Here is a 15,363-nt window from a genome sequence, read left to right as displayed (position 1 = left end):
GGGACGGGGCCTGCTCAGGGCAGGACCGAGAACCCCGGCGGCAGCGGCCGCCGGCCCGTGAGCGCCAGCAGGATCCCGGGCAGGTGCCCGCCGTCGGCGCCGATCTCCAGCAGGGTCTGCCCGGCGTCGGCCAGGACGTGCTCCGGGGGCGTGCGGTCCAGCCCGCAGGCCTGGGCCACGTCGAGGCCGTGCACGGCCAGCTCGAACGTGCGGGTGGGCACGTAGGCGCGCAGCCGGGTGCCGCCCACCACGGTGCGGATCAGGGGGTCCTCGTCGAGCGGCACCTGCGCGAGGGCGTCCCGGGCCCGGTCCAGTGACGCCCGGACGGTGTCGGCCGGGTGCCGGCCGAGCTCGTGACCGGCGACCACGCCCCGGGCCGCGACGTCGGCCGGGTCCGTGGCGGCCGCGGCGAGCGCGTAGTACTGGGCCACCCCGGTGCAGGTCTCGTCCTCGGCGGGGACCGTGAGATAGCTGCCGAGCGTCACGAGCGCGCGGTGGGTGTGGCCCACCAGCGCCCGGACGTCCCAGACGCCGGGGCCCGGGCGCGTCCAGTGGTGCGGGCGGAGCTCCTCGACGAGCTCGGCGAACCAGGCCCCGGCGTCGAGCAGGGCGGTGCGGGCGGCGGCGGGATCACGGCTCATGGGCTCCCCTGGGGTGCTGCGGCGGGGACGGGACACGGCCCCGGACGTGACGGAAGCCTACTGCGGGGCGCCGGCGGCGGGACCCATGTTGCGTCCGGTTGCGCCCGCACACCCTCCGGCCGGGGCCCGGGCGCGCGGTGGTGCCCGCGGTCCGGGCACGGCACGGTCGCGGGACGCCCGGCGGCCGCCGGGACGTCCTACGCTCGGGGGAGTCCGCACGGGCGCCCGTCCTGGCGGCCCGCTCCTGCCCCGCTCCGTGTCCAGTTCTCGTCCCGTCCTCGTCCCGGAAGGCCCAGCATGCCGCCCCGCCCCTCCTCACGGACCATGGCCGCCGCCTCGATCGGCGCCCTGACGATCGCCCTGACCGGCTGCGGCCAGGAGACCCAGGACGTCCAGGAGGTGGACTCCGACTACGCCCGGATCTGCGTCGAGGACCAGGACGGGGAGGGCGGGGCGGAGCCCGTCCGGGTCGACGACGAGTGCGAGGACGACCGCGGCCCGCGGGTCGGCGGCTTCTTCCCGATGTGGGTGCTCATGAGCTCCTCCCGCGCGGTGCCCGTGCCCGCCGTCGGCTCGTCCGTGCCGTCCTCGGCGGGCTGGACCACCGGCCGCCCGCCGGCCTCGGCCACCGTGGCCCGCGGGCTGCCCCGGAACGGGACCGCCGTGGGCAAGAGCGGCGTCTCGCGCGGCTTCGGCGGGTCGAAGACCGGCTGGGGCTCCTGATGCGGCGCATCGACGGCCTGGCCCCACGGCCCGGCTGGGAGCGGACCGTGCGCGACGAGGGGCTCACCTACGCCCTCACCGAGCGACCCGACGGCCGGCGCTTCTCCTACTGGAACGAGACGGCCGCCTACGTCCTCTCCCCCGACGAGGTGGACGAGCTGGAGACCGTCACGGACGAGCTGCACCGGATGTGCGCCGAGGCCGCCCGGTACCTGGCCACCGGCGCCCTGGGCACGCTGGGCCTGTCCGAGGCGGCCTTCGAGCTCGCCCAGCACTCCCTGCGGCTGCGGGAGCCCTCGATCTACGGCCGCTTCGACCTGGCATGGGACGGGACGGGCCCGCCGAAGATGCTCGAGCTCAACGGCGACACCCCCACCGGTCTCGTGGAGGGGGCGATCTGCCAGTGGAGCCGCGTCGAGGCGCTGTTCCCGGGCCTGGGCGAGGACCACCCGGAGTTCGACCAGCTCAACGGGCTGTGGCCCATGCTCGTGGAGCGGTGGCGGCAGCGGCTGCCGTTCTCGGCCACGAAGACCCTGCACGTGGCCTACACCCGTGCGGAGGAGTCCGGGGAGGACGCCGCCAACGCCGCGGTCCTGGCGAACACCGCCGCCGAGGCCGGCTACCGGACCGTCCTGCTGCCCGTCGAGGACGTCCGCTACGACACCCGGTCCCGCGGCTGGGTGCACGCCACCGGGGACGTGGACCACCCCGTGGTGGTGGGGCCCATCGAGGAGATCTTCGCCCTGCACCCGTGGGAGCAGATGGTCGACGACGTGCCCGGGGCGTTCGTGCTCGAGGACCCCACCCTGATGCACCACTGGTACGAGCCGCCGTGGAAGATGTTCCAGTCCAACAAGCTGCTGCTCGTGGCCCTGTGGCGGTGCTTCCCCGGCCACGAGAACCTGCTGGCCGCCCACCCGGACGGGCCCGGTGAGCTGCGGGAATGGGTGCGCAAGCCCGTGTTCGGCCGCGAGGGCGACGGCATCGAGGTGCACGCCCGCGACGTGCGGATCCGCGCGGAGCACGCCCACGACTCCCCGCTGGACGTGTGGCAGGCCTACACCCCCGTCCGGAGCTTCCCGGGCTCCGACGGCGCCCCCAACCACCCGGTCATCGGCTCCTGGGTGGTGGGCGAGGCCGGCGCGGCCGGCATCGGGATCCGGGAGTCCGACGGCCCGCTCACCGACTACTACTGCCGCTTCGTCCCGAACATCATCGACAAGAAGGGCCTGCTGTGACCGCCCACCTGCTCCCCCGGTCGATCTCCACCACGACCTCGGCGGTCATCGGGTCCACCTCGATCGCCCCGCTGTACTCGGCCGTGGTCACGGTGGGGCTGATCCACGCCCTGGTGGGCGCCTGGACCCCCGTGGTCCTGGTCGGCGCCGTGCTCCCCATGGCGGTCGTCTCCCTGTGCTTCGCCCGCCTGGACGCGCTCTACGAGGACCAGGGCACCGTCTACCGGTGGGCCCGGGAGGCCTACGGGGCGTTCACGGGGTTCCTGGGCGGCTGGGGGCTGTGGCTCTCGGCGACCCTCGTGCTCGCCTCCCTGGCCTGGGTCACGGCCGACTCCGCCCTGTTCGCCCTCGGGATCGGCGCCGGGCCCTGGACCACGACCGCCGTGGCCGTCCTGCTCATGGCGGCCTTCGCGGCGGTCTCCTCGTCCGGGATCCGGGTCTCGGCCGCCGTGCAGTGGGTCCTGGCCGTGCTGCAGCTGATCGGGGTGGGCGTGCTGGTGTGGGCCGTGCGCACCGCGCCGGCCCTCCCGCCCGGCACGGGCGCCGAGGACGGCGAGTGGACCGGCTTCTACGGGGCCGCGGAGCTCGCGACCGGCGCCGCCGTGTCGGCCGGGGACGTCGCGGCGGCCCTGCTGCTGGCCCTGTTCCTGTACTGGGGGTGGGACTCCACGTTCTCGCTGACCGAGGAGTCCACCACCCAGCGCGCACCGCGGGTCTCGGCGTGGATCGCCCTGGGCGTGGTGGCCGCCGCCTACGCCGCCATCGGCTGGGCCTACGCCCCGGGCTCCTCGGTGGCCTCCCCGCTGCTGGCCGCCCTCGTGGCGGTCTCCGCGGGCGCCTCCATCGGCACCACGATGATCCCCACCTCCCGCGGCCTGATGTCCATGGCCCGCGGCGGGCACCTCCCCCGCCGCTTCCTGTCCCTGTCCTTCGCCACGTGGACCACCGCAGCCGTCGCGGCCGCGTGGATGACGTTCTCCGGTCCCCTGTTCGACGACTCGATCGGGATCATCTCGGTGCTCGTGGCCCTCTACTACGGCCTGGCGTGCGCGGCGGTCGCGAAGCTCGGCCGGAGCGCCGGGGCGCGGGCGCTCGGTGCGGTGGGCACGGTGCTCATGGCCGTGGCCCTCGTGCTGACGGCCGCGGAGTACGCGCTGACCGCCTCGTGGGTGTGGGTGGGCCTGCTGCTGGGGCTGCTCGTGGTCCCGCTGTGGTTCCTCCTGGGCCGGGGCCGCGACCCCCTGCCGGGCGCCCACGAGCGCACCCCGCACCTGGAGAGCCTGCTCGACTGACACTACCCGCACGGGCCGGGCCCGTCGTCGTCGTGCACGACCGGACCCGGCCCCCGCGGGCGCCGCCGACGGCTCAGGCGTCGACCGGCTTCTTCTCCCGGGCTCCGGGCTGCGCCGCGGCACCGGACTTGGCCTCGGGCTTGGCGTCCACCCCGGCCTCCTTGCGCTGCTGCGGGGTGATCGGCGCCGGTGCGGCGGTCAGCGGGTCGTAGCCGTTGCCGGTCTTCGGGAACGCGATGACCTCGCGGATGGAGTCCGTGCCGGCCAGCAGGGCGACCACGCGGTCCCAGCCGAAGGCGATGCCGCCGTGCGGGGGCGCGCCGTACTGGAAGCCCTCGAGCAGGAAGCCGAACTTCTCGTCCGCCTCCTCGCGGCTGATGCCCATGACCTCGAAGACCCGCCGCTGCACGTCCTGCTGGTGGATGCGGATGGAGCCGCCGCCGATCTCGTTGCCGTTGCAGACGATGTCGTAGGCGTAGGCCAGCGCGTGCTCGGGGTCCTGGTCGAAGGTGTCCAGGAACTCGGGCTTGGGCGAGGTGAACGCGTGGTGCACGGCGGTCCACTGGCCGGCGCCCACGGCCACGTCGCCGGACTCGACGGCCTCGGCCGCGGACTCGAACAGGGGCGCGTCCACGATCCACACGAACGCCCAGGCGTCCTCGTCGATCAGCCCGGTGCGGTGGCCGATCTCCACGCGCGCCGCGCCCAGCAGGGCGCGGGAGGACTTCCGCTCGCCGGCGGCGAAGAAGATGCAGTCCCCGGGCTGCGCCCCGGTCGCGGCGGCGAGGCCATCGCGCTCGGCCTCGGTGATGTTCTTGGCCACCGGTCCGCTCAGGGTGCCGTCCTCCCCGACGAGCACGTAGGCCAGGCCCTTGGCCCCGCGCTGCTTGGCCCACTCCTGCCAGGCATCCAGGGTGCGGCGCGGCTGGGAGGCCCCGCCCGGCATGACCACGGCGCCCACGTAGGGGGCCTTGAACACGCGGAAGGTGGTGTCCTGGAAGTACTCGGTCAGCTCGGTGAGCTCGAGGCCGAAGCGCAGGTCCGGCTTGTCGGAGCCGTACTTGGCCATCGCCTCCGCGTAGGTCATCCGGCGGATCGGGGTGGGGATCTCCACGTCGATGAGCTTCCACAGGGCGGCCACGATGCGCTCGCCGAGGGCGATGACGTCATCCTGCTCCACGAAGGAGGCCTCGATGTCGAGCTGGGTGAACTCCGGCTGGCGGTCGGCGCGGAAGTCCTCGTCCCGGTAGCAGCGGGCGATCTGGTAGTACTTCTCGATCCCGCCGACCTGCAGCAGCTGCTTGAACAGCTGCGGGGACTGCGGCAGGGCGTACCAGGAGCCCGGGGCCAGGCGGGCGGGGACCAGGAAGTCGCGGGCGCCCTCGGGCGTGGAGCGGGTCAGCGTGGGCGTCTCGACCTCGGTGAACCCGTCCTCGTGCAGCATCTCGCGGGCCACCCGGTTGGCGTCGGAGCGCAGCCGCATGATCCGGGCCGGCTCGGGCCGGCGCAGGTCCAGGTAGCGGTGCCGCAGCCGGGCGTCCTCGCCGACCTCCACGTGCTCGTCGATCTGGAAGGGCAGCGCGGCGGCGGTGTTGAGCACGGTCACGGTCTCGGCCATGACCTCGACCTCGCCGGTGGCCAGGGCCGGGTTCTCGTTGCCCTCGGGGCGGCGCTCCACCGTGCCGGTGACCTGCAGCACGAACTCGTTGCGCAGGTGGTGGAAGTCCGCCTCGTCGCGCACCACGATCTGGGCGACCCCGGAGGCGTCGCGCAGGTCCAGGAAGGCCACTCCTCCGTGGTCGCGGCGCCGGCCGACCCAGCCGGCCAGCGTGACGGTCTCTCCGATGTGCTCGGCGCGCAGGGCGCCGAGGTTGTGGGTGCGCAGCACTGAAAAACCCTTCGTTGTTCGGGAGGTGCGGACGGGGCCGCGCTCGTCGCGCGTTGGTCCGGTGTTTCCCCGGTGCCCCTACTCTCGTTCCGGGACGAGTTTACAGCCCGCCCCTCGGGCCCCAGGACGACGACAGGACGACCATGAGCACCTCCCCCGGCCACCCCGCCCTCGCCCGCCGCCTGGGCACCCTCGACGCGGCCGTGATCGGGGTGGGCTCGATGGTCGGGGCCGGGGTGTTCGTGGCCTTCGCCCCGGCCGCGGCGCTCGCCGGTCCCCGGCTGCCGCTGGCCCTGCTGCTGGCCGCCGTGGTCGCGTGGTGCAACGCGAGCTCCACCGCCCAGCTGGCCGCCGTCCACCCCGCCTCCGGCGGCGCCTACCTGTACGCGAACCGGCAGCTGGGCCCGTGGCCGGGCTTCGTGGCCGGCTGGGGGTTCGTGACCGGCAAGACCGCGTCCGCGGCCGCGATGGCCCTGACGTTCGGCCTCTACACGGCGGAGCTCACAGGGGCCGACGACGCCGGGGCGCGGCTGCTCGCCGTGGCCGCGGTCCTCGGCCTCACGGCGGTGAACCTGGGCGGGGTCACCCGCACGGCCCGGCTGACGCAGCTGCTGGTCCTCCCGGTGCTGGTGGTCCTGCTGGCGGTGGCCGTCCTGCTGTTCGCGGGCACCGGTCCGGCCGCGGGCGGGGCCTCCGGGGCGGGGCCCGGCGGCTGGGTCGGCGCGGCGTGGGACGGCACCGCGTGGGGCGTGCTGCCGGCCGCGGGCACCCTGTTCTTCGCCTTCGCCGGCTACGCCCGCGTGGCCACGATGGGCGAGGAGGTCCGGGACCCGGCGCGGACCATCCCCCGGGCCGTGCTGGGGGCGCTGGCGTTCACCCTGCTGCTCTACGGGCTGCTCGGTCTCGGACTGCTGCGCTTCCTCGGGGTCGACCGGCTGGCCGCCTCGACCGCCCCGCTGCTGGCCGTGGTCCGGGACGCCGGCTGGGCGGCGGGACCGGCGACCGCGGGCGCCGTCGTCGTCACCGCGGCCGCCGCCCTGGCCACGCTGGGAGCGCTGCTGGCGCTGGTCGCCGGGATCTCCCGCACGGCCCTGGCCATGGCCCGCGAGCGGGACCTGCCCGGGCCGCTGAGCGCGGTGTCGCGGCGGCACCGGGTGCCGTGGGCGGCGGAACTGGCCGTGGCCGGGCTCGTGGTGGTGCTCGTGCTGGTCGGCGACGTGCGCACGGTCATCGGGTTCTCGAGCTTCGGGGTGCTCGTCTACTACGCGCTGGCCAACCTCTCGGCGCTCACGCTGGCGCAGCGCCCCCGGTGGGCGCCGCGGGCGGTCAACGCGCTCGGTCTGACCGGTTGCCTGGTCCTGGCCTTCACGCTGCCGTGGCAGTCCGTGGTCACCATGCTCGGGGTCTTCGCCGTGGGCCTGGCCGGGCGCGCCCTGGTCCTGGCCCGGCGGCGCTGATCCCGCACACCGGGCCACGCCACACCGGCCTCTCGCCGCCACCGCGCGCCGGCCCCTCGGTCACCCGCCACCGTCCCGCGCCGAGCCCCCACTCGCGTCGCAGTTCCCCAGGAAAAGCGGTATGAATCAAGCTGTTTGCGACAGCTGTGGGTTGATGGGGTTGAGTGGCTGGTTGATCCAGGCCTGGGTGGGTGGGGTCTTGATCGTGTGGCCGGGCCGGGCTCGGGCGGGGTGGGCCCGGTCGTAGGCGGTGCGGGCGGTGGTGCGCGCGGCATGGATGGCCGGCCAGGTGCCGTGGTGGACGCTGGCCGGGGTGTAGCCGTTGAGCCCGCTGTGGCGGTGGTGGTCGTTGTAGTCGGCGAAGAATGCCTGGCACCAGGAACGGGCCGCGTCCAGGTCGGTGAAGCGCACCGGGATGGTCGGGGTGTACTTCACGGTCTTGAACAACGCCTCGATGTGCGGGTTGTCGTCGCTGACCCGCGGGCGGGAGTGGGAGGGTCGGATCCCGAAGCGGGCGTAGAGCTCGTGAGTGCTCCCCGCGCGCATGGCCGAACCGTTGTCGGCGTGGACGACCTCCGGCACGGTGGTCGAGGCGGTGATCGCCTCGGTGAGGAACGCCGCGGCCGTCGCGGCACCCTCCCCGGTGGCCACGTGGTGGCCCACCGCCGCACGGGAGAACAGGTCCATGATCGTGAACAGCTTGTAGCGGGCCCGCCCCGGGCCGGTGAGCTCGGTGACGTCCCAGCACCAGACCTGGTTCGGGGCGGTGGCGGCCAGCACCGGTTTCGGGCGCGTCCCGCCGGGCACCGGGGCCCGCTGCCGGCGCCAGTCCCCGGTCAGCCCCGCCTGACGCACCAGACGGTGCGCGGTGGCGGCGGAGCAGTGGTACCGGCCCGCGTCGACCATCCGTTGCCAGGCCTCGGTGACCGACAGGTGCCCGTAGACCGGGCCGGTGAGCTCGCCCAAAAACGCCGCGGCCTCGCCCGCGGTGATGCGGTGGGCGTAGGCCCTCTCGCGCTGATGGATCGGCTCCGGGCGCGGGCCTGCGTCGTTGTCCTGCCGGCGGGAGCGGTAGAAGCGGTCCTTGGAGATCCCCACCAGTACGCACGCGCCGCGCACGCCGTGCCCGGCACGGCTCAGGGCCGCGACCGCGGCGAGGGCGAGTCGCCGGTGGGTCCTTTCAACCACTGCGGCCAGCCCTGGTCCGATTCCGGAATCGGTTCCGGGCTCCGGGTGCGGGCCCTGGCGCTCTTGGCGGCTGCTTCCAAGAGCGCGGAAGCTTTTCCCAGGATCTCCACCGCCTCCTGCGAGGTGGCCAGCTGGTCCTTGAGCACCTCGTTCTCGGCCCGCAACCGGGCCAGTTCCGCTCGCTCCTCGTAGCTCAACTGTTTCCTTCCGGACACTGGTTGCACCGTCTCGGCCGGGTCCACCAGACGCCCCTGGGCCCGAGCCCGCACCCAGTCATAGACCGTGGTGGGGTCCACCTGGACGTGGGCGAAGAACGCCGCCTTGGCACCACGATCGGTGCACTTGTCGAACTCGATCAGCAGCTCCCACCGCTGCGCAGCACTGAAGTGCTGACGGCGAGAAGCACGCACGGGAACATCCATGAGAAACACCTTCCCCGCCCCACACGTGTCGCACACCAGGCTGACACACAGGGAAAGGACTGGGGAAACGCGGCCCGACTGGGGACTCGGCGGAACGGGCGTCCGGGGAGTCGGGACGCGGCGGCGGTGGGGCCGGCCGGGGCCGGCGAGGGCCCGCGCGGTCAGGCCCCGGCGGCCCGCACGACCGGGCGCAGGTCCTCGGCCGGCGGCGTCCAGGAGGCCGGGTCGGCGCGGACCTGCTCGCCGGAGCGGATGTCCTTGACCTCGTGGGCGAGCGAGCCGTCCTCGCCGCGGACCGTGAACCACACGAAGGGGATGCCGCGGCGCTCGGCGTACTTGATCTGCTTGCCGAACTTCGCCGCGCTCGCGGAGACCTCGCACGCGATGCCGCGCCGGCGCAGCTGCTGGGCCACGTCCTGGGCCGAGGACCAGGACTCCTCGTCCACCAGGGAGACCAGCACCGCGGTGGGGACCTTGCGGGAGGGCGCGGCCATCCCCTGGGAGAGGACGCGGGACACGAGCCGGGTCACGCCCACGGACAGTCCCACGCCCGGGTAGGTCTTCTTGCCGGTGGAGGCGAGGGACTCGTAGCGCCCGCCGGAGCACACGGAGCCCAGCTGCTCGTGGCCCACGAGCACCGTCTCGTAGACGGTGCCGGTGTAGTAGTCGAGGCCGCGGGCGATCGAGAGGTCGGCGACCACCGTGCCGGGGGCGCGGCGCGAGGCCTCCCCGACCACCTCGGCCAGCTCGCGCAGGCCCTCCTCGAGCAGCTGGGTGTTCACCCCGAGCGCGCGGACCCGGTCCACGAAGGAGGCGTCCTCGGTGCGGATCGCCGCGAGCTGCAGGGCGGCCTGCGCCTGCTCGGGGGTCGCGCCGACCTCCTCGCACAGTGCCTGGGCCACCCGCTCGGGGCCGATCTTCTCGAGCTTGTCGATGTTGCGGAGCACGCCGGCGGTGTCCTGCAGCCCGATGCCCTGGTAGAAGCCCTCCGCGAGCTTGCGGTTGTTGACGCGCAGCACGAACGGCGGGATGGGCAGCTTCGACAGGGCGTCGATCATCACGAGAGCGAGCTCCACGTCGTAGCGGAAGGGCAGCGTGCCGTCCCCCACCACGTCGATGTCGGCCTGGGTGAACTCGCGGGCCCGGCCCTCCTGGGGCCGCTCGCCCCGCCACACCTTCTGGATCTGGTAGCGGCGGAACGGGAAGGCGAGGTGCCCGCCGTTCTCCACCACGTACCGGGCGAAGGGCACGGTGAGGTCGAAGTGCAGGGCCAGCTGGTCGTCACCGCGCTCGGCCGGGGCGTCCTCGTCCTCCTGCAGCCGGGAGACGACGTAGACCTCCTTGTCGATCTCGCCCTTGCGCAGCAGCTGCCCGACCGTCTCGACGGCGCGGGTCTCGATCGAGGAGAAGCCGTGCAGCTCGAAGGTCTCCCGCAGGACGTCGAGGACGTGCAGCTCGACCAGACGCTCCTCCGGAAGCCATTCGGGGAAACCGGACAGGGAGGTCTTGCGGGCCATGGGGACGTGCTCCTCGGGTGGGTCGGCGGCGGGGCGGGTGGACGGTCGGCCCGGGCGGGCCCGACGGTTCCGCACTCATCCTAGGGATCCCCGGGCGCACCGCCCAAAGCACCGCGGGGCGCCCGGACGTCCCGCCACCGGGCCCGCGGCGGCCGGAGGAGGTGTCCTCGGTAGTATGGGGCTGACGATTGTCCGGAGCCGGGCGACGACGCCGGGCACGTTCCCGGTGCCGCCGCCCCGGCGAGAGCGAAAGAGTTTCAGCGGTGACAGAACGTCTCGAATCCGACGACCAGCCCACGCCCCGCCCCGCCCCCACCCCGGGGCCCGTGCCGAAGCCGGGGGCCCCGAGACCGGGCGCCCCGGCGGCACCCGCACAGGCCTCCCCCGCCCCGGCGGCGGCGCCCACGCCCCCGGCGACGCCCGCTGGCCCGGCTGCCCCGGCCCTGGCCTCCCCGGAGTCCGTGGCGCGCGCCCGGGCCTTCGGCCGGGTCACCGAGGACGGCCACGTCTACGTGGTCGTCGACGGCGAGGAGGTCCTCTGCGGGCAGTTCCCGGACGCCACCGAGGACGAGGCGCTGGGCTACTTCGCCCGTAAGTTCGACGACGTCGAAGCGCAGGTGGCCCTGCTGGAGCAGCGGGTGGCCGCCGGTGCGCCCTCGGCGGACATGCTCAGCACGGTGGACCACCTCGCCGAGCAGGTCGGCCAGCGCACGATGCTCGGGGACGTCAAGGGCCTCGAGTCCCGCCTGGAGGCCCTGCGCCCGGCGATCCGGGAGCTCGAGGCCGCCGAGCGGGCCGCCCACGAGGCCCAGCGCGCCCAGAACGTCGCGGCGCGGGAGGCGATCGTCGCGGAGGCGGAGCAGATCGCCGCCCAGGACCCCCAGCGCACGCAGTGGAAGCAGTCCTCGGCCCGGATGGCCGAGCTGTTCGACCAGTGGAAGACCCACCAGAAGTCCGGCATCCGCCTGGGCCGGGCCGCGGAGGACGCCCTGTGGAAGCGGTTCCGCACCGCACGCACCACGTTCGACCGGCACCGCCGCGCGTTCTTCTCGCAGCTGGACGCCGACAACGCCGAGGCCAAGAAGGCCAAGGAGGCCCTCATCGCCGAGGCGGAGGCCTTGTCCGGCTCCACCGACTGGGGCGCCACGGCCGCGGAGTACCGCCGGCTGATGGACCGGTGGAAGGAGTCGAAGCGCGCGTCCAAGAAGGACGACGACGCCCTGTGGGCGCGGTTCCGCGCCGCGCAGGACACGTTCTTCGCGGCGCGCAAGGCCGACAACGACCGGATCGACCAGGAGTTCGAGGGCAACCTCGCCGTGAAGGAGCAGCTGCTCGCCGAGGCGAAGGCCCTGCTGCCGATCACGGACCTCAAGGCCGCCAAGCGGGCGCTCGGCGACATCCTGGACCGGTGGGAGCAGGCGGGGAAGGTCCCGCGCGCCCACATGCGCCGGGTGGAGGCCGAGCTGCGCACCGTGGAGGACGCAGTGCGCCAGGCCGAGGACGAGAAGTGGCAGCGCTCCAACCCCGAGACCAAGGCCCGGTCCAACTCGATGCTCACGCAGCTCGAGTCGAAGATCGAGGACCAGGAGGCGGCGCTGGACCGGGCGCAGTCCACCGGGGACACCAAGCGCGCGGCCAAGCTGGAGGGCGAGCTCGCCACCAGCCGCCAGTGGCTGGAGACCCTGCGCCGCTCCGCGGCGGACCTGCGCTGAGCGCAGGCGCACCGGGAGGCCCCGCGGGGCGCTGTCCACAGCGCCCCGCGGGGCCTTTCCCGTGCCGGGGCCGTGGGGCGAGAGTGGCCCCATGGACGTCCCGCCCTGGCACCCCGACACCCTGTTCCTGCCGGCGCGCCCCTTCTCGCGCACCGAGCTCTCGGCCCTCGTCACGGACGGGGTGCTCGTGCCCGTGGTGCTGGAGGCCCACGTGCTGCGCGGCCGTCCCGTGACCCGGGCGGTGAAGGTCGCGGCCCTGGAGGCCCAGCTGCCCCCGCACCTGCTGCGGCGCGGGGTGCTCGGCCGGCTCTCCGCCGCGTGGTTCTACGACTGCGCCGGACGCCCCAGCATCCTGCCGGTGCTGCTGGACAAGCTGCGCCGCACCACGATGTCCCCGGTGCCGGAGGGCCTGGCGCTGCACCAGGTCACGCTGGGCGGCTACGACGTCCACGACGCCGGGCCGGTGCACGTCACCACGCCGCTGCGCACCGCCGTGGACCTGGCTCTGCACGTGCCGGGGCGGGAGGGGCTCGCGGCCCTGGAGAAGCTCATGCACGCCCCGCACCTGCACTGCCCGCCCCCGCTGGTGCAGGCCGCCCTCGAGAGCTTCGAGCGGATGCCCGGCCGGCAGGCGGCGCTGCTGCGGGTCCGCCGTGCCGCCCGTGCCGTCGGGCGCCCGCTGCGCTGACGGCGGCAGGAGCGGCCGACTCCGGGAGCGGACGGCTCCAGGAGCGGACGGCTCCGAGAGCGGCCGGGCCGGCGCGAGGACGGCTCCCACGAGCGACCGGACCGGCACGAAGACGGCCACGGGAGCGGATGGACCAGCGCGAGGACGGCCCCCGGGCCAGCCGGGTCAGCGCGAGGACGGCCCCCGGGCCAGCCGGGTCAGCGCGAGGACGGCTCCGAGATGGGCCGGTTGCCCGAGGTGCGGTAGACGTCGTAGACCCCGTCGATGCGGCGGACCTGGTTGAGCACGTGGTCCAGGTAGCGCGGATCGCCCATCTCGAAGGCGAAGCGGGAGATCGCCAGCCGCGCCTTCGAGGTGTGCACCGAGGCGGCGAGGATGTTGACGTGGTTCTCCGAGAGCACCCGGGTGACGTCCGAGAGCAGGGACTTGCGGTCGAGGGCCTCCACCTGGATCTCGACCAGGAACACGCTGGACTGGGTGGGCGCCCACTCGACCTCGACCACCCGCTCCGTGGACGTCAGGGCCAGCATGTTGGCGCAGTCCTTGCGGTGCACGGAGATGCCGGCGCCGCGGGTCACGAAACCCATGATCTCGTCCGGCGGCACCGGCGTGCAGCAGCGGGCGAGCTTGACGTAGACGTCGGAGGCGCCCTGGACCGTCACCCCGGAGTCGGACACGCGCGGGCGCACCGGCTGGGTGGCGATGGTGGTCTCCGCGAAGTCCTCCTCCGCGCCGTCCGCCCCGCCGAGGTCGCCCACGATCTTCTCGACCACGTTCTGGGCGCTGACCACGTCGGAGCCGATCGCCTCGTAGAGGGAGCTGATGTCGGTGCGGTGGAAGTCCTGGGCCACCGCGAGCAGGGACTCCTGGGTGAGCGTGCGCTGCAGGGGGAGGTGGTGCTTGCGCAGGGCGCGGGTGAGCGCGTCCTTGCCCTTTTCGATCGCCTCCTCGCGGCGCTCCTTGGAGAACCACTGCCGGATCTTGTTGCGGGCCCGCGGGGACTGCACGAACTTCAGCCAGTCCTGCGAGGGCCCGGCGTGCTCCGACTTGGAGGTCAGCACCTCCACCCAGTCCCCGTGCTGGAGCTCCGAGGACAGGGGCACGAGCTTGCCGTTGACACGGGCCCCGATGGTCTTGTGCCCCACCTCGGTGTGCACGGCGTAGGCGAAGTCCACGGGCGTGGAGCCGGCGGGCAGGGCCATGACCTCGCCCTTGGGGGTGAACACGTACACCTCGGACGTGTTGATCTGGTAGCGCAGGGAGTCGAGGAACTCGGAGGAGTCCTGGGTCTCCTCCTGCCAGGACACGAGCGAGCTCAGCCAGGCGAGGTCCCCCTCCTGGGCCTTCGGGGTCGCGGAGTTCGCCTGGTTGGCCTGGTCCTTGTACTTCCAGTGCGCGGCCACGCCGTACTCGGCCCGGCGGTGCATCTCGTGGGTGCGGATCTGGATCTCCACGGGCCGCCCGTCCGGGCCGATGACCGTGGTGTGCAGGGACTGGTACATGTTGAACTTCGGCATGGCGATGTAGTCCTTGAACCGCCCCGGCAGCGGCCGCCACCGCGCGTGCAGGGCGCCCAGCGCCGCGTAGCACTCGCGCACCGTGTTCACCAGGACCCGCACCGCCTGCAGGTCCTGGATCTCGTCGAAGTCCTTCCCGCGCACGATCATCTTCTGGTAGATCGAGTAGTAGTGCTTGGGCCGGCCGGTGATGGTCGCCTCGATGCCCGCCTCGGAGAGGTCCAGGGCGATCCGCTCCCGGATCTTGGCCAGGGACCGCTCGCGCTGGGGCTGGCGCTCCCCCACCATCCGCACGATCTCCTCGTAGACCTTGGGGTAGAGCGCCGCGAAGGCCAGGTCCTCGAGCTCCCACTTGATGGTGTTCATGCCGAGGCGGTGGGCCAGCGGGGCGAAGATCTCGAGGGTCTCGCGGGCCTTCTTCGAGGACGAGGTCTGCGAGACGAAGCGCCAGGTGCGGGCGTTGTGCAGGCGGTCGGCGAGCTTGATGACGAGCACGCGGATGTCCTTGGCCATCGCCACGATCATCTTGCGCACGGTCTCGGCCTGCGCGGCGTCCCCGTACTGGACCTTGTCCAGCTTCGTCACGCCGTCCACGAGGGCGGCGACCTCCTCGCCGAACTCGGCGCGCAGCTGCTCGAGGGTGTAGTCCGTGTCCTCCACGGTGTCGTGGAGCAGGGCCGCCACGAGGGTGGCGCCCGTCATGCCGAGCTCGGCGAGGATCGTGGTCACGGCCACGGGGTGGGTGATGTACGGGTCGCCGCTCTTGCGCTTCTGGCCCTCGTGGCACTTCTCGGCGACCTTGAAGGCGCGCTGCAGGACCTCGAGGTCCTCCTCCGGGTGGGTGGCGCGCACGGTGTGCAGCAGCGGCTCGAGGATCGGCGAGTGGTCCATGGGCCGCCCGGACAGGTAGGACAGGCTCGACCGGGTGCGGTCGCTGCGTCCCGGGAACACGGCGCGGCCCAGGAGCGGCCGGGACGCGGGCACCACGTAGTGCGTGCCGGCCATGTCCGACCGGCGCGGCGGGGTCGGTGCGGCGGCCTGGTCCGCGGGGACGGCCCCGTCGTCGGACGAGCTCATGAC

At 73.7% G+C, this 15,363-nt stretch carries 12 protein-coding genes; 6 read left to right on the top strand and 6 right to left on the bottom strand.

The window, feature by feature from the left end:
• Window positions 1-14: 14 nt before the first annotated feature.
• Entirely contained in the window at window positions 15-641 is a 627-nt protein-coding gene (locus ACPYN7_RS04415; protein ID WP_058872680.1) for a maleylpyruvate isomerase N-terminal domain-containing protein, read from the bottom strand.
• A gap of 297 nt (window positions 642-938) precedes the next feature.
• Between ACPYN7_RS04415 and ACPYN7_RS04410 the strand changes: the two genes are divergently transcribed.
• The 3 genes from ACPYN7_RS04410 to ACPYN7_RS04400 are packed head-to-tail and all read left to right on the top strand — an operon-like array spanning window position 939 to window position 3,894.
• Window positions 939-1,364: a hypothetical protein gene (locus tag ACPYN7_RS04410; RefSeq protein WP_157571251.1), complete on the top strand. Its 426-nt coding sequence runs from the start codon at window positions 939-941 to the stop codon at window positions 1,362-1,364.
• Window positions 1,364-2,602: a glutathionylspermidine synthase family protein gene (locus tag ACPYN7_RS04405; RefSeq protein ID WP_058872682.1), complete on the top strand. Its 1,239-nt coding sequence runs from the start codon at window positions 1,364-1,366 to the stop codon at window positions 2,600-2,602. Before ACPYN7_RS04410 ends, ACPYN7_RS04405 begins: the two co-directional genes overlap by 1 nt.
• Window positions 2,599-3,894 carry an APC family permease gene (locus tag ACPYN7_RS04400; protein WP_058872683.1) on the top strand — a complete coding sequence of 432 codons (1,296 nt, stop codon included), beginning with the start codon at window positions 2,599-2,601 and terminating at the stop codon, window positions 3,892-3,894. The genes ACPYN7_RS04405 and ACPYN7_RS04400 overlap by 4 nt, the downstream gene beginning before the upstream one ends.
• A gap of 73 nt (window positions 3,895-3,967) precedes the next feature.
• On the opposite strand, the gene aspS is transcribed toward ACPYN7_RS04400, so the two are convergent.
• Complete coding sequence (gene aspS / locus ACPYN7_RS04395) at window positions 3,968-5,782, bottom strand: aspartate--tRNA ligase (RefSeq protein ID WP_424346803.1); 1,815 nt, start codon at window positions 5,780-5,782, stop codon at window positions 3,968-3,970.
• Window positions 5,783-5,925: 143 nt separating this feature from the next.
• On the opposite strand from aspS, the gene ACPYN7_RS04390 reads away from it, so the two are divergent.
• The gene (locus tag ACPYN7_RS04390; protein WP_424346802.1) at window positions 5,926-7,239 is read left to right on the top strand and encodes an APC family permease; all 1,314 of its coding nucleotides are present in this window, start codon (window positions 5,926-5,928) and stop codon (window positions 7,237-7,239) included.
• A 126-nt stretch (window positions 7,240-7,365) separates the two neighbouring features.
• Here the strand turns inward: ACPYN7_RS04390 and ACPYN7_RS04385 are convergent, their stop codons facing one another.
• The 3 genes from ACPYN7_RS04385 to hisS all read right to left on the bottom strand — a co-directional run bounded on the left by ACPYN7_RS04385 (window position 7,366) and on the right by hisS (window position 10,366).
• Window positions 7,366-8,427, bottom strand: coding sequence for an IS3 family transposase (locus ACPYN7_RS04385; RefSeq protein ID WP_424346801.1), 1,062 nt, complete (start codon window positions 8,425-8,427; stop codon window positions 7,366-7,368).
• The gene (locus tag ACPYN7_RS04380; RefSeq protein ID WP_424346800.1) at window positions 8,376-8,849 is read right to left on the bottom strand and encodes a hypothetical protein; all 474 of its coding nucleotides are present in this window, start codon (window positions 8,847-8,849) and stop codon (window positions 8,376-8,378) included. Before ACPYN7_RS04380 ends, ACPYN7_RS04385 begins: the two co-directional genes overlap by 52 nt.
• A 161-nt stretch (window positions 8,850-9,010) precedes the next feature.
• Window positions 9,011-10,366, bottom strand: a complete 1,356-nt coding sequence (hisS, locus tag ACPYN7_RS04375) for a histidine--tRNA ligase (protein ID WP_058872686.1) — start codon at window positions 10,364-10,366, stop codon at window positions 9,011-9,013.
• A gap of 263 nt (window positions 10,367-10,629) precedes the next feature.
• Between hisS and ACPYN7_RS04370 the strand changes: the two genes are divergently transcribed.
• Both ACPYN7_RS04370 and ACPYN7_RS04365 read left to right on the top strand, forming a co-directional pair.
• Entirely contained in the window at window positions 10,630-12,078 is a 1,449-nt protein-coding gene (locus ACPYN7_RS04370; protein WP_424346799.1) for a DUF349 domain-containing protein, read from the top strand.
• A gap of 91 nt (window positions 12,079-12,169) precedes the next feature.
• Window positions 12,170-12,766, top strand: a complete 597-nt coding sequence (locus ACPYN7_RS04365) for a type IV toxin-antitoxin system AbiEi family antitoxin (protein WP_058872687.1) — start codon at window positions 12,170-12,172, stop codon at window positions 12,764-12,766.
• 197 nt (window positions 12,767-12,963) lie between these two features.
• On the opposite strand, the gene ACPYN7_RS04360 is transcribed toward ACPYN7_RS04365, so the two are convergent.
• Window positions 12,964-15,288: a RelA/SpoT family protein gene (locus tag ACPYN7_RS04360; RefSeq protein ID WP_424346864.1), complete on the bottom strand. Its 2,325-nt coding sequence runs from the start codon at window positions 15,286-15,288 to the stop codon at window positions 12,964-12,966.
• Between the last annotated feature and the right edge of the window lie 75 nt (window positions 15,289-15,363).

It is taken from the genome of Kocuria sp. CH-021 (assembly GCF_049716185.1).
GTDB classification, from domain to species: Bacteria; Actinomycetota; Actinomycetes; order Actinomycetales; family Micrococcaceae; genus Kocuria; species Kocuria cellulosilytica.
This window is presented reverse-complemented; position numbering and strand designations above follow the sequence as displayed.